We start from the raw sequence: 12171 nt of genomic DNA, 5'->3' as shown, positions 1-12171 counted from the left end.
GCTAAAAGTCTCCCGACGGTGCCAGGTCGTCCCGGCGGTGCCCCAGGGAAGAGACCGGGCCGTCCCGGTCGGGGCCAAAGATCGAGGCTGTGCCGGCGATGCGCGGCGGCCAGATGGAAATGTCCTTGGTGATTGTCGCGCCGTAGCGCTCTTTTTCTTCCGGCCGATCGCGGCGGCGCTCGAAGGCGACGACGCGGGTGGCAAGCGTGAAGGCCTCGCGCATGTCATGGGTCACCATGACGACGGTCATCTGCGTCTCGTGCCAGAGGCGCTTCATCAGCGTATGGATTTCGGCGCGGATGCCCGGATCGAGCGCACCGAAAGGTTCGTCGAGCAGCAGCACCTTGGGGCGCATGATGAGCGCCTGGGCAAGCGCCAGGCGCTGCTGCATGCCGCCTGAAAGCTGGGCCGGATATTTGTTCTCCGCGCCGGCAAGACCGACTTCGGCAAGTAGCGCGCGCGCCTCGTCGATGGCGCTGCGGCGAGCCTGGCCGAAGAGCCTTGCCTTGTAGCGCGAGGCGGCAAGCTCCTTGCCGAGCAGCACGTTGCCGAGCGCCGTCAGATGCGGAAAGACCGAATAGCGCTGGAAGACCACGCCACGATCGGCGCCCGGTTCCAAGGGAAGGGGTGCGCCGTCGAGAAGGATCGTGCCCCGCGTCGGCTGTTCCTGCCCGAGCAGCATGCGAAGGAAGGTGGATTTCCCGCAGCCGGAGGGGCCGACGAGCGCGACGAAGGCGCGCGAGGCGACGGTCAGCGACACATCCTCGAGCACGATCTGGTCGCCATATTCCTTCCAGACCTTTTCGATTCTGAGTTCGCTCATGCCTGCTTCTCCAGTTCGGACCATGGGAAGACGGCGATGCGGACGCGATCGAGCAGGTAGTTCATCAGAACGGCGAGCAGCGTGATCCAGACGACATAGGGAAAGATCACGTCCATCGACAGATAGCGGCGGACGAGGAAGATGCGGTAGCCGAGACCGGAGTCCGACGAAATTGCCTCGGCGGCAATCAGGAACAGCCAGGCCGGGCCGAGCTGCAGCCTGAGGCAGGTAATGAGCCGCGGCAGGATCTGCGGCAGCACGACCCGAAGGGCGATCTGCCAGGAGGAGCCGCCAAGCGTCTCGGCCTTGACGATCTGTTCGCGCGGCAGTTCCAGCGCCTTCAGGGCGAGATCCCGGACCATCGTCGGTGCGACGCCGATGACGATCAGCGCGATCTTCGAGGTTTCCCCAAGACCCATGACGATGAAGAGGATGGGCAGCAATGCCAGCGGCGGCACCATCGAAATGACGGCGACGAAGGGTGACAGAAGCGCCCTCACATAAGGCAGCATGCCGATCAGCATGCCCAGGCAAAGCGCGATCGCCGTCGATATGCCAAGGCCGGAGAGCAGCCGCACCAGGCTTGCACCGGTATCCGACCACAGCAGATAGTCCCCCGTACGCGGATCGGCGATGAAGGCCATGCGGTTGATGGCGTCGGCAAAGCCCGAAAAATTGGGAAGCAGCTTGTCATTGGCATTTTCGGCAAGCCTTGCGGCAGAACCGATCGAATAGGCGATGATCAGCAGCGCAAAGGGCAGAAGTGTCAAGGCAAGCTGCGCACCGGGACTTGGCTTGGTATTGATCCAACGCATGAAGAGCTCCGCGGAAGGAATGGCTGGCGGCGCTGGCGCGCCGCCGTTCAAGAAGGCTCAGAGCAAGCCGTCGGCGGCGGGTTTCATGTAGGCGTCGGTGAAGCGAAGCTTGATGTTCTTGCTGTCGCCAAGCACCTTGCCGTCGGGCATTTCGATGCCGATGACATCGGCGGAAGGCGCGCCATTGCCGAGCAACCCCTTCTGGAAGAGGAAGTTGCGCACCAGGTCCATGGTCTTCGGCAGGTTCAGCGAGGTGGTGAAGGTGAGCGCGTCGGCGGGCTTGTCGAAAAGCCGCGTTGCCGCGAGCTGCGCTTCGAAGCCCTTGAGGTCGGTGCCCGACGCCTTGCCCATGGCCTCGCGGGCAGCCTTGCCTTCCGGCGAGTCGGCCTTCATGAGTGCGGCCGTTTCATACCAGATGCCGGCGAGCGCCTTGCCGAAATTCGGGTTGTCCTTCAGCACATTGCTGTTGGCGACCATCAGGTCGATGATTTCGCCCGGCACCTGCGAACTGTCGAAGACCTTCTTTGCCGTCGGGTCCTCGAGGATGGTCGAAACCAGCGGGTTCCAGGTGACGACAGCGGAAACATCAGGCGTCTTGTAGGCCGCGACCATGTCGGCGTCCGAGGTGTTGACGACCTTCACGTCGCGTTCGCTGAGCTTGATGCTGTCGAGCGCGCGGGCGAGCAGATAATGCGAGACGGAATATTCGACGAGGTTGACGTTCTGGCCCTTGATGTCGGCGAGATTGGCCTTGTCCTTGAGGATGACGGCGTCGTTGCCGTTCGAGAAGTCGCCGACGATGACCGCTGTGGTGTCGACACCGCCCGCCGCCGGAATCGACAGGCCGTCCATATTGGTCAGCGTCACGGCATCGAATGCGCCGGCGGTGTACTGGTTCATCGACTCGACATAATCGTTGAACTGGGTGACCTCGATATTGATGCCGTATTTGTCGGCCCATTTCTTGACGATGCCATGATCGGCGGCATAGCCCCAGGGCATCCAGCCGACATAGATCGACCAGGCAACCTTGAAGCTGGTCTTCGGTGCAGCGCTGGCGACGGAGCCGAGCCCGAGGGCAAGCGACACGGACAGGGCTGTGACGGAAAGGATTTTCGAAAAAGTCTGCATTGAAATTCCCCTTTTGCTTTTTTCAAAAAGGGATCGGCAAAGACCATCGCGCCGCCAATCCCTTGGCTTACGAGGTCTCCCGGGCTTTTATCCCGCCGTGCATCCGGTGGGATTTCTCCCCCAGCCGGTGGTGGCTCTCGGACCAGACACGCCTCTGTGTGAAGCGCCGGAACCCTAGCCACCAACTCGACAGACACAAAGCAAGTGGCGTGCCAGATCATAACTTATTGATTTTGTTTGAGGAAGGGCGCCACGCCGTTGATGAAAATTTCGGCAATCTGAAAATTTGCACGAAGAATGTGCGATTTTGAAGGGCGCGCTGGTTCCTCGTTAGGCAGCGGAAGTGGTAAGCAGTCCCATCAGGACGCGCGCTCGATCTAGCGGGTTCAATGCTTCAAAAGCCATCATTCCAACTGATCTCTCGCAAAAGCAATCAGACTCTCAACGTGGTCAGCGACAGCGAGGCGTGTTTGTTGGGCATCGCCGCGTTCCAATGCTTCGATGATGAGCAGATGTTCTGTCGAATCCGGCTTGAGCCGATCTTTCAGCCGATCGATCTCGAACAGGCGCGTGGTGGCGCGCAGTTCCCGCAAGACCTTTGCCATGACCGCGTTGGCGCAATGGTCGATGATGAGATTGTGCAGATTGTCGTCCGATACCCAATGGGCATCTGTGTGATAAGCCGTTGCGTCGAGAAGATCGTTGATTTCACGCCTGACGACGATCAGTTGCCGGCGCGGGATGTTGGGGATTGCCAACACGGCTGCTTCAGGTTCAATCAAAAGTCTCAGGCGCAGGCTCTGCAGATATTCGCCAATATCGACACGGCGAACAACGTAGTTGCGGCCGTCTCCCTTGCGTACCGAGCCTTCACCTTCCAGCCGCTGCAGGGCTTCACGCAAAGGAGTCCGGGAAATGCCCAGGGCCTCGGCAAGCTTCGCCTCGACGATGACCTGGCCGCCTTTCAGCCGGCGATGGCGTATCATGTCCGACACGGCCTTGTATGCGAGCGAGGCGAGATTGTGCTGTCCGCTAGTCGATGTAACATCCTGCAGGGTTAAAATGTCGCTCACCTTTTCCTCGCTCTGCGCATAGCCGACATCGCTGGCAACGAACGGCTTTCCTTGGCGCAATTGGTGTTACATATGATAGCCGAACTCATGAAGAAGCAAAAAGGGGATACATGGACGACCGGATGGACGATGCGGCCGAGGAAAGCCTGGCTGAGGAAACCTATCGGCTGCTTCTGGCAGAAATTCTCTCGGCTCGGCTTGCAGGCGGATCGGTGGTGCAGCAAAGGCGGCTGGCAAGTCGATATGCCGTATCCCGCTCGCCGATGCGCCATGCGCTCGGACGCCTCGAAGGCGAGGGGCTGCTTGTCCGCAACGATAAGGGCGTACTGTGCGTGCGCGTCATTACCTTGAAGGATTATCTCGATAGCCTTGCGATGCGCATGTTGCTGGAACCCAGCGCGGCCGCGGTCGCGGCGGGGCGCATGCCGGCGACGACACTGCATTCGCTGGAAGCGATGCTCGATGCAATCGAGGCGGATGCCGAGCCGGATCCGGAATTTGTCTGGCAATTCGACGATGCCTTGCACATGTCGATTGCCGATGCGAGCGGTAATGGTTTCATGGCGGCAACGATCAGCGAAATGCGCCGCTATACCACGATCTTCGAGCGGCAGATGGCTGTCGTCCGGGCCAAGCCCGGCGTTGCCGAGCATCGCGACATTCTTGCCGCCTTGGCGGGCAGCGATCCCGAGGCCGCGCGTCAAGCGATGACGCGTCATCTCGAGGCGGTTCGCCAAGGCGTTCTCACAAATTTCTGACGGCAATCGAGTCATCTCTTGCATCGATGGGAAAGTGTTGTATAAAACTGGGATCCCAGATGAATGCAAGTGTCTGGGCATAACAAAAATAACTCCAGAGGTCAGCATGTTTCGATTTTCAATGTCACGCGGCCTGCTCGCCGCTTCGCTTCTATCCTTGACGACATCAGTCGCTTTCGCCCAGTCCTGCACGCCGAAGGTTGCGGCAGGCGATTTGATCGCTCCCGGCAAACTCGTCATGTCGACGAACCCGACCTTGCCGCCCCTGCAATTCGTCGATTCCAGCGGCGATCTGAAAGGCATGCGCATCGAACTTGGCACCGAGATCGCCAAACGCCTCTGCCTTGAGCCCGAATATATTCGCATCGAGTTTTCCGCCATGGTGCCGGGCCTGCAATCCGGGCGCTGGGATATGATCGATACCGGTATTTTCTTTACCGAAGAACGTGCCAAGATCATGCAGATGATCCCTTACGAGGATCAGGCGATCAGTGTCTCCGTCGCGCCGGGTTACGACAAGAAGATCGCCGGCAAGGACGATCTGGCCGGCATGACGATCGGTGTGGAAATCGGCGGCTTCGAAGAAACCAAGACGCGTCTGCTCGACAAGGAACTGCGGGATGCGGGCAAGCCGGGCCTGACGATCCAGACCTTCGACAATTTCGCGCTTGCCTACCAGGCCCTTCGCGCCGGTCAGGTTCAAGGCGTGGTCTCGATCGATGCCGTTGCAAAGGACTACGATGCGCGCGGCGACTTCAAGCGCGCCGTGAGCGGCCTCTATCCTGCCCCTGTCGCTCTTGCCTTTAAAAGCCCCAAGCTTGCCGATGCCGTTTCGGCGACCTTGAAGGAGATGAAGGCTGATGGTTCGCTAAAGACGTTGTTCGACAAGTATGGCTTGCCGATGGTGACGGGCGACTATTCCGTGAAGGGGCCCGGCCGCTGATTGGACTGATCGGTCCATCGGAAGGGCTGCGCGCGGCTTGGCCGCGCGCTTCGGAAGGAAGGTTACGTTCATGCAGCTTTGGAGCTGGTCGGGTTTCTTCGGATACCTCTTCAACCCGTTCATTCTCGGGGGTGTCTTCACCACTATATGGCTGACGGTGGTCTCGCTGAGTGCAGGCCTGATCCTCGGATTCGCCCTGGCATTGATGCGGCGTTCGAAGGCGCGTCTGGTTCAGCTGGTAGCCAAGGCCTACATCTGGCTTTTCCGTGGCACGCCGTTGCTCGTCCAACTGATCGCCATCTACACGGCATTGCCGCAGTTCGGCATCCGCTTTTCGGTTGTCGAGGCGGCGCTGATCGGTCTGGCGCTCAACGAGGCGGCCTATCTGGCCGAGATCATTCGTGCCGGTATCGAAGCCGTCCCCGAAGGGCAGGCGAGAGCCGCTCGCGCGCTCGGCATGACCGAGCGTCAGATCATGCGCCATATCGTCATGCCGCAGGCGTTCAAGGTCATCATTCCGCCGCTTGGAAACTCGGTCAACGGCCTTCTCAAAACGACGTCGGTGACCTCGGTCATCTCCATGGAGGAACTTCTGCGCCGCACCCAGGTCCTCATCCAGGAGCGCTTCATGGTGCTGGAGCTCTTCTCGGTAGCCGCCATCTACTACCTCCTTTTGACTACGCTCTGGGACTTTTTCCAGAGCCACATCGAGAAACGCTTCGGTCAGGCAGACTCCCGGCTGTCCATGACGGAAAAGCGCTAGAAGCAGGATAATCGACATGACCAAGAAATTTCGCGGTGTTTATACCGTGATGATCACGCCGCTGGACGAGCATGGTGCGGTGGATCTGAAGGCGCTTGCCGCCTTCACCGATTGGCAGGTTCGCCAAGGCATCCACGGATTGATACCGTTGGGGTCGACAGGAGAATTTCTCTCGCTCAGCGAAGACGAGCGCGATGGCGTTGCACGGACGGTGATCGAAACCGTGGCCGACCGTGTGCCGGTCCTGATCGGCGCCGGTGCGGAAGACACGCGGGAATGTGTTCGTCTGAGCCGCAAGGCGGAAGCGATGGGCGCAGACGGCGTCATGATTATCCCGCCTTTTTATTCGACCCCGACCGACGACGAACTGGTGCACCACTATCGCACCGTCGCATCATCGATCTCCATTCCCATCATGGTCTACAACAATCCCGCAACGGCCAATGTCGACCTGAAGCCGGAGCTGGTGAAGCGGATCGCTGAAATCGATGGCTGTGACTATATCAAGGAGTCGACGCTGGAGGTGACGCGCGTGCGTGATATCATCCGGCTTGCAGGCGACAATATGACAGTTTTCGGCGGCATTCTCGGCTTTGAATCCTTCGTCATGGGCGCGCAGGGCTGGGTGGCGGTCGCTTCCAACATCGCTCCAGGGCCGATGGCGCGTATTTTCGAATTGGTGGCCGACGAAAAGAAGATCGACGAGGCCCGCGCCCTCTATCTCCATTGGCTGCCGATCATTCAGGCCGTCGGCGGGCAGGCCTATGTTGCCGGTTCGAAGTCGCTGTTGCGGCATATGGGTTTTGGCGCCGGTGCGCCGCGCCCGCCGCGTCTGCCTCTACCCACTGAACAGGATGCGGCCATGAAAAAGCTGGTTCAGGATTTTGGCCTGAAATTCGACGCCTGAGGATGCCGTCCGTGTCACCCGCTCCTCGATCCGCAGCAGAGCCGACCATCGAATTCTTCGTCGATGGCCGTTCTCGTCATGCCGTGCACGGCATGACGATTGCCGCGGCGATCGAGGCCAGTGGGCCGCACGGTTTCTCGCGCGGATTGAAGGGCGAGGCGCGCGGGCTTTTTTGCGGCATGGGCGCTTGTCATGATTGTCTCGTGACCGTCGACGGCAAAGTCAGCCAGCGCGCCTGCATGACCACCGTCGAAGCTGGCATGCATGTTCATAGGCCATCTTCGCGTCCGGCTATCGCGTCCGGGCAAATTGCAAATCTCTGTGACGTCCCGGCATCTATCGCAACCATGGAGATGGATCTGCTGGTCATTGGCGCTGGACCAGCCGGTCTTGCCGCTGCAGAAGCGGCTGCCAGCGCCGGTGCGAAGGTAACGATCGTTGATGAACGCAAGATTGCAGGCGGCCAATACTATAAGCAGCCTGCGACGTCGACGGCCGTGGCGCAGCTGGAACACGACGCGCAGGCACGCGAAGGGCTGGACCTGATCCGAAGTGCCAGCAAGGCCGGCGTGACCCTGATCGGCGAAACGGTCGTCTGGGGCGCTGAAAACGGGGAAGGCGCTACCGTTATCGCCTGCTATCGCCCATCGGGCGCATTCTATTGCAGGCCTCGAATGATCGTGATTGCAACCGGCGCCTACGAGCGACCATACCCGGTGCCTGGCTGGACGCGCGCGGGCGTCATGACGACCGGGGCAGCGCAGACCCTCCTGAGAAGCTACGGTACGGTACCGCGCGGCAGGATCCTCATCGCGGGTAACGGGCCTCTCAATATCCAGGTCGCCAATGAGATCCATAGGGCGGGCGGCACGGTGGTCGCGCTGGTCGAAGCCGCAGCGCCGCCATGGTCGAAGCCTTTCGAGACTTTGAGCTTACTGAAGCTCGGTGGCGGCCTTGCCATCCACGGCGCCCGACAGCTTGCGATTTTGCAGGCAGCCGGTACCCCGCTCTACTGGGAGAGCAGGATTGCCTCCATTGATGGACCCGCCGGCGTCCACTCCGTTATCGTATCCGGCCCGAAAGGTGACAGGAAACTGGACGCAGATACTGTCCTTATCGGCGGCGGCTTTGCTTCCTCGAACGAGCTCGCGCGGCTACTGGGTTGCGGCCACGCAGTCGCCGATGGCGAGCTTGCGGTTACGAGCGCCGATGATGGCGAGACGACGCGTTCTCACATTCATGTCGTCGGCGAGGCTGCACGCTTTGGCGGTGCCCATATTGCCAGGGCGCAAGGCCGGCTGGCCGGGCTCGCGGTCGCGCGCAAGCTGGGTCTTGGCGGCACATCCGATCATGAAGCCGAACGCAGGCTTGCCCGCCATCGCGCTTTCCAGGTCGCTCTCTGGACGGCGTTCAAGCCGTCAACCGCCGATCGAGGCGGGGCGCTTGCTGATGAGACGATTATCTGTCGTTGTGAAGGCGTAACAGCCGGCACCTTGAAAGCGATCATTGCAAAAGGTGCAGCGGATATCGCCACATTGAAGCGACTTTCGCGCGCCGGCATGGGACGCTGCCAGAGCCGTTACTGTGGTCATATGCTGGCTAAGGTCGCAGGCGAGAGGCGCAACGCTGGAGAGACGCAGGGCTTTTTGGCGCCGCAAATGCCGTTGCGGCCCATTCCCCTGGCCGCCCTTGCAGTCGAAAAGCCCGAATGGGGAGGACACAAGCGCGCAATGCTGCCCGAGAAGCAGCCGTTGCAATCGGCTGAGCCTCTGCCGTTCTCGGAAACATCGACCTTGGTGATCGGGGCAGGGATCGCCGGTCTATCGACCGCGCTTTTTCTTGCACGCGAAGGTGAGGACGTTGCGGTTGTCGAACGTGCCTTTGCCAATTCGCTCGCCTCCGGAGGCAATGCTGGCAGCTTGCATGCGCAGCTTTTATCCTTCGATCACGGCGTGCGTGCCGAAGGTGGTGGCGGGCCGGCGGCGCAGACGCTGCCCTTGCAGCGCGATTCCATCGCCCTTTGGGCCGCCTTGCAGCGGGAGCTCGGCTGCGATTTTGAGATGAAGGTGACCGGCGGCTTGATGGTTGCCGAGAGCGAGGCGCATATGCGTTTCCTTGCCGATAAGGTCGCCGTCGAGCAACGCGCCGGTGTCGAGTGCCGCCTGATCGATCGAGACGAGTTGCGGTCTTTGGAGCCGGCATTGTCACCCGCATTCGTCGGGGCCGCCTATTGTCCGCAGGAAGGCAAGATCAACCCGCTCGTCGCGACACAGCATATCCTCGAGGCCGCTCGCGCAAGGGGAGCGCGCCTCATCGAAAAATGCGAGGTCGTCGCCATTGCGGCGCATGCCTCTGGTTTCGAGGTGGCGACGTCGCGCGGGACAATCAGAGCGAAACGCATCGTCAATGCGGCCGGCGCCTTTTCTTCGCGCATCGGTGCTATGCTTGGGCTCGACATTCCCGTCTTCGGCGCACCGCTGCAGATGGTCGTCACGGAGGCGGCTGCCCCATTGATAACCTGCCTCGTTGCTCATGCCGATCGCCATCTGACATTGAAGCAGGCAAGCAACGGCAATTTCATCATCGGCGGCGGCTGGACGGCGGGCCTCGATCCAGTGCATCAGCATCCCCGCCCGCTGCTGTCGAGCCTTGAAGGTAATCTCTGGGTGGCCCAGCATGTGGTGCCGGCGCTGCGCAAACTCCATGTGATCCGTAGCTGGGCGGCGATGAATATCAATATCGACGGCGCGCCCATCCTCGGCGAACATCCGCTGCAACCCGGCTTTTTCAACGCCGTGACCTCCAACGGCTATACGCTCGGCCCCCTGGTCGGCCAACTTACCGCCCAGATCGTCCTTGGCCGCGAGACCGGCAGGGCGCTGCAACCCTTTTCCATCACTCGTTTTACGAAAGGCCGCTCATGATCGAGATCAACGGCGTCTCCAAATTCTACGGCACCTCTCAGGTCCTGAAGAACTGCAGCGTCAAGGTCGAGCGCGGCGAGATCGTCGTGGTGTGCGGCCCATCCGGTTCGGGCAAGTCGACCTTGATCAAATGCGTCAACGGCTTGGAGCCCTTCCAGGAGGGGTCCATCCAGGTGCACGGGATCGAGGTGGGCGATCCGAAAACGGATCTGCCGAACCTGCGCACGCGCGTCGGCATGGTCTTCCAGAATTTCGAACTCTTCGCACATCTCAGCATCCTCGATAACATCATGCTGGCTCAGAAGATCGTGCTCGGACGCAGCCCGGCGATGGCCGAGGCCAAGGCCATGCAATTGCTCGATCGCGTCGGCCTGATCGATCATGCGAAGAAGTTTCCGAGCCAGCTTTCCGGTGGCCAGCAGCAGCGCGTTGCCATAGCCCGCGCGCTCGCCATGGACCCCTTGGCGATGCTTTTCGACGAGCCGACGTCTGCGCTTGATCCGGAAATGGTGTCTGAAGTGCTTGACGTCATGACCGGCCTGGCAAAGGACGGAATGACGATGATGGTGGTGACCCATGAGATGGGTTTTGCCCGCCGCGTGGCCACCCGCGTCATCTTCATCGACCAGGGCGAGATCGTCGAAGATAGGCCGAGTGAAGAATTCTTCACCGCTAGTCATAATCCGAGAACGGAAGCCTTCCTCGGCAAGATCCTCCGGCATTGATGGATGCTCACATGCGGCGGAAACCGCATCGCCTCGACCGGAACCGACCACAATAGAGACAACCGAAGCAAGAGAGAGTGGAATGAAACTGAAGATCACCGCCGGCCCGTTTGAATTCGATGCCATGCTGGAGACGGCAAAGGCGCCCAAGACCTGCGAGGCCTTTCTGAAGGAGATGCCTTTCGAAGGAAAAATCGTACACGTACGCTGGTCGGGCGAGGGCGTGTGGATTCCGCTTGGGGAACGAGATTTCGGCGTATCTTACGAGAACCATACCAGTCATCCTGCCCCCGGGCAGATCATTCTTTATCCCGGCGGCATCAGCGAAACGGAAATCCTGCTTGCCTATGGCGGCGTCGATTTCTCGTCAAAGATGGGGCAGCTTGCCGGCAATCATTTCATCACGCTTACATCGAACCTCGACAAACTACCGGAACTGGGCCGCCTGGTGTTATGGGAAGGTGCTCAGGATATCAGGTTTGAGGAGATTTCTGGGTAATTCGGCGCGGGATGGTTATCCTTGCTATGCGATGATCCGCCCGCAATAGCCTGACGTCGTCGGTCAGTTGCCGAATTCTCCATGTAGACGGACCAGCTTTGTTGTTCCGTCGAGCATTTCAGGCCAAGGATGGGTGCCGTAATAAAATCAGGCTCCCAAGTGGACACCCGTATTTTGACGCGTAGTATGAAGCCATTGCCATCAATCTCTAGATGCTCATGACCACAGGCCAACGTGTGAACCGGGTGTCTCAGGAATACGAGGAATTCTATGCCGCTTCCGAAACCGGCAGAAATGTCGCAAGATCCTGACCTTCGCGCCACCCTTCTGAAATGGGCAAGAAAATTCGTCGACTCGGAGGCTGCGGCCGATCGCGTTGTGCAGCGAACCATCAACGTGATCTGTGATAATCCGGAGCTTTTGGACGGGGCTCATATGAACGAAGCACTTTTCGCTCTTTTGCGTCGCTACGCCTTCGACGAGAATGATTTGAGAGCAAGCCGACAATCCGGAAGCGCAAGTCCAGCCTTCGACGATACGAGCAACAAAGAGGATCTTCAAACGGAATAGTAGCTTCTACGGCAAGGTGTTATATCACCAACTTGCCTATCTGGGCGCGCTGCCAGATTCATAATCCCCTCAAGAATACCTGTTTGCGGTCTGTCCTATCTAAAGTGTGGACGACAGCCGCCTTGCCATGGTTCCCACATGGCACGGGACTGTGCTTGTTGGGGTGTCAGTACTTCGGCGATTGGCTGAGCATTTGGGCAGCCGGCGACCTGCATACCAAACCATGAACGTGCGGCTATT

At 59.9% G+C, this 12171-nt stretch carries 11 protein-coding genes and 1 riboswitch; of the genes, 7 read left to right on the top strand and 4 right to left on the bottom strand.

Translation table 11 applies throughout. The features are described 5' to 3' along the window. Window position 1: 1 nt before the first annotated feature. From AC13Q5_RS24315 to AC13Q5_RS24300, 4 genes are all read right to left on the bottom strand, one after another. Window positions 2–823: an ABC transporter ATP-binding protein gene (locus AC13Q5_RS24315; protein WP_488503432.1), complete on the bottom strand. Its 822-nt coding sequence runs from the start codon at window positions 821–823 to the stop codon at window positions 2–4. Next, a complete protein-coding gene (locus tag AC13Q5_RS24310) occupies window positions 820–1638 on the bottom strand; it encodes an ABC transporter permease (protein ID WP_488503431.1) in 819 nt (272 codons plus the stop codon). Before AC13Q5_RS24310 ends, AC13Q5_RS24315 begins: the two co-directional genes overlap by 4 nt. A gap of 57 nt (window positions 1639–1695) precedes the next feature. Beyond that, window positions 1696–2769, bottom strand: a complete 1074-nt coding sequence (locus AC13Q5_RS24305; protein ID WP_488503430.1) for a putative urea ABC transporter substrate-binding protein — start codon at window positions 2767–2769, stop codon at window positions 1696–1698. Between the two features lie 74 nt (window positions 2770–2843). Next, window positions 2844–2958: riboswitch (guanidine-I (ykkC/yxkD leader) on the bottom strand. A 215-nt stretch (window positions 2959–3173) separates the two neighbouring features. Further along, window positions 3174–3842, bottom strand: coding sequence for a GntR family transcriptional regulator (locus tag AC13Q5_RS24300; RefSeq protein WP_488503429.1), 669 nt, complete (start codon window positions 3840–3842; stop codon window positions 3174–3176). Window positions 3843–3952: 110 nt separating this feature from the next. On the opposite strand from AC13Q5_RS24300, the gene AC13Q5_RS24295 reads away from it, so the two are divergent. The 7 genes from AC13Q5_RS24295 (at window position 3953) to AC13Q5_RS24265 (ending at window position 11361) form a co-directional block, all read left to right on the top strand. Further along, a complete protein-coding gene (locus tag AC13Q5_RS24295) occupies window positions 3953–4600 on the top strand; it encodes a GntR family transcriptional regulator (protein WP_488503428.1) in 648 nt (215 codons plus the stop codon). 106 nt (window positions 4601–4706) lie between these two features. Then, window positions 4707–5543 (top strand): ABC transporter substrate-binding protein, encoded by an 837-nt coding sequence (locus tag AC13Q5_RS24290; protein WP_488503427.1) that lies wholly within the window; start codon window positions 4707–4709, stop codon window positions 5541–5543. A 70-nt stretch (window positions 5544–5613) separates the two neighbouring features. Next, complete coding sequence (locus AC13Q5_RS24285; protein WP_075854636.1) at window positions 5614–6306, top strand: amino acid ABC transporter permease; 693 nt, start codon at window positions 5614–5616, stop codon at window positions 6304–6306. A 16-nt stretch (window positions 6307–6322) separates the two neighbouring features. After that, entirely contained in the window at window positions 6323–7213 is an 891-nt protein-coding gene (dapA, locus tag AC13Q5_RS24280) for a 4-hydroxy-tetrahydrodipicolinate synthase (RefSeq protein WP_488503426.1), read from the top strand. 2 nt (window positions 7214–7215) lie between these two features. Then, the gene (locus AC13Q5_RS24275) at window positions 7216–10137 is read left to right on the top strand and encodes an FAD-dependent oxidoreductase (protein WP_488503425.1); all 2922 of its coding nucleotides are present in this window, start codon (window positions 7216–7218) and stop codon (window positions 10135–10137) included. Next, window positions 10134–10862 (top strand): amino acid ABC transporter ATP-binding protein, encoded by a 729-nt coding sequence (locus AC13Q5_RS24270; protein ID WP_488503424.1) that lies wholly within the window; start codon window positions 10134–10136, stop codon window positions 10860–10862. The genes AC13Q5_RS24275 and AC13Q5_RS24270 overlap by 4 nt, the downstream gene beginning before the upstream one ends. Before the next feature lie 82 nt (window positions 10863–10944). Beyond that, window positions 10945–11361, top strand: a complete 417-nt coding sequence (locus tag AC13Q5_RS24265; RefSeq protein ID WP_457879320.1) for a DUF3830 family protein — start codon at window positions 10945–10947, stop codon at window positions 11359–11361. The last annotated feature ends 810 nt before the right edge of the window (window positions 11362–12171 follow it).

The sequence above is a fragment of the Martinezella sp. CNPSo 3964 genome (assembly GCF_057784375.1).
The sequence above is the reverse complement of the archived record's forward strand: the minus strand, read 5'-3'. Positions and strand labels throughout refer to the sequence as shown.

Bases quoted from the DNA above. Each gene is read 5' to 3' on its own strand.
- AC13Q5_RS24310 (WP_488503431.1), bottom strand. From the start codon at position 1,638: ATGCGTTGGATCAATACCAAGCCAAGTCCCGGTGCGCAGCTTGCCTTG.
- AC13Q5_RS24315 (WP_488503432.1), bottom strand. From the start codon at position 823: ATGAGCGAACTCAGAATCGAAAAGGTCTGGAAGGAATATGGCGACCAG.
- AC13Q5_RS24265 (WP_457879320.1), top strand. From the start codon at position 10,945: ATGAAACTGAAGATCACCGCCGGCCCGTTTGAATTCGATGCCATGCTG.
- AC13Q5_RS24305 (WP_488503430.1), bottom strand. From the start codon at position 2,769: ATGCAGACTTTTTCGAAAATCCTTTCCGTCACAGCCCTGTCCGTGTCG.
- AC13Q5_RS24290 (WP_488503427.1), top strand. From the start codon at position 4,707: ATGTTTCGATTTTCAATGTCACGCGGCCTGCTCGCCGCTTCGCTTCTA.
- AC13Q5_RS24285 (WP_075854636.1), top strand. From the start codon at position 5,614: ATGCAGCTTTGGAGCTGGTCGGGTTTCTTCGGATACCTCTTCAACCCG.
- AC13Q5_RS24275 (WP_488503425.1), top strand. From the start codon at position 7,216: ATGCCGTCCGTGTCACCCGCTCCTCGATCCGCAGCAGAGCCGACCATC.
- AC13Q5_RS24295 (WP_488503428.1), top strand. From the start codon at position 3,953: ATGGACGACCGGATGGACGATGCGGCCGAGGAAAGCCTGGCTGAGGAA.
- dapA (WP_488503426.1), top strand. From the start codon at position 6,323: ATGACCAAGAAATTTCGCGGTGTTTATACCGTGATGATCACGCCGCTG.
- AC13Q5_RS24270 (WP_488503424.1), top strand. From the start codon at position 10,134: ATGATCGAGATCAACGGCGTCTCCAAATTCTACGGCACCTCTCAGGTC.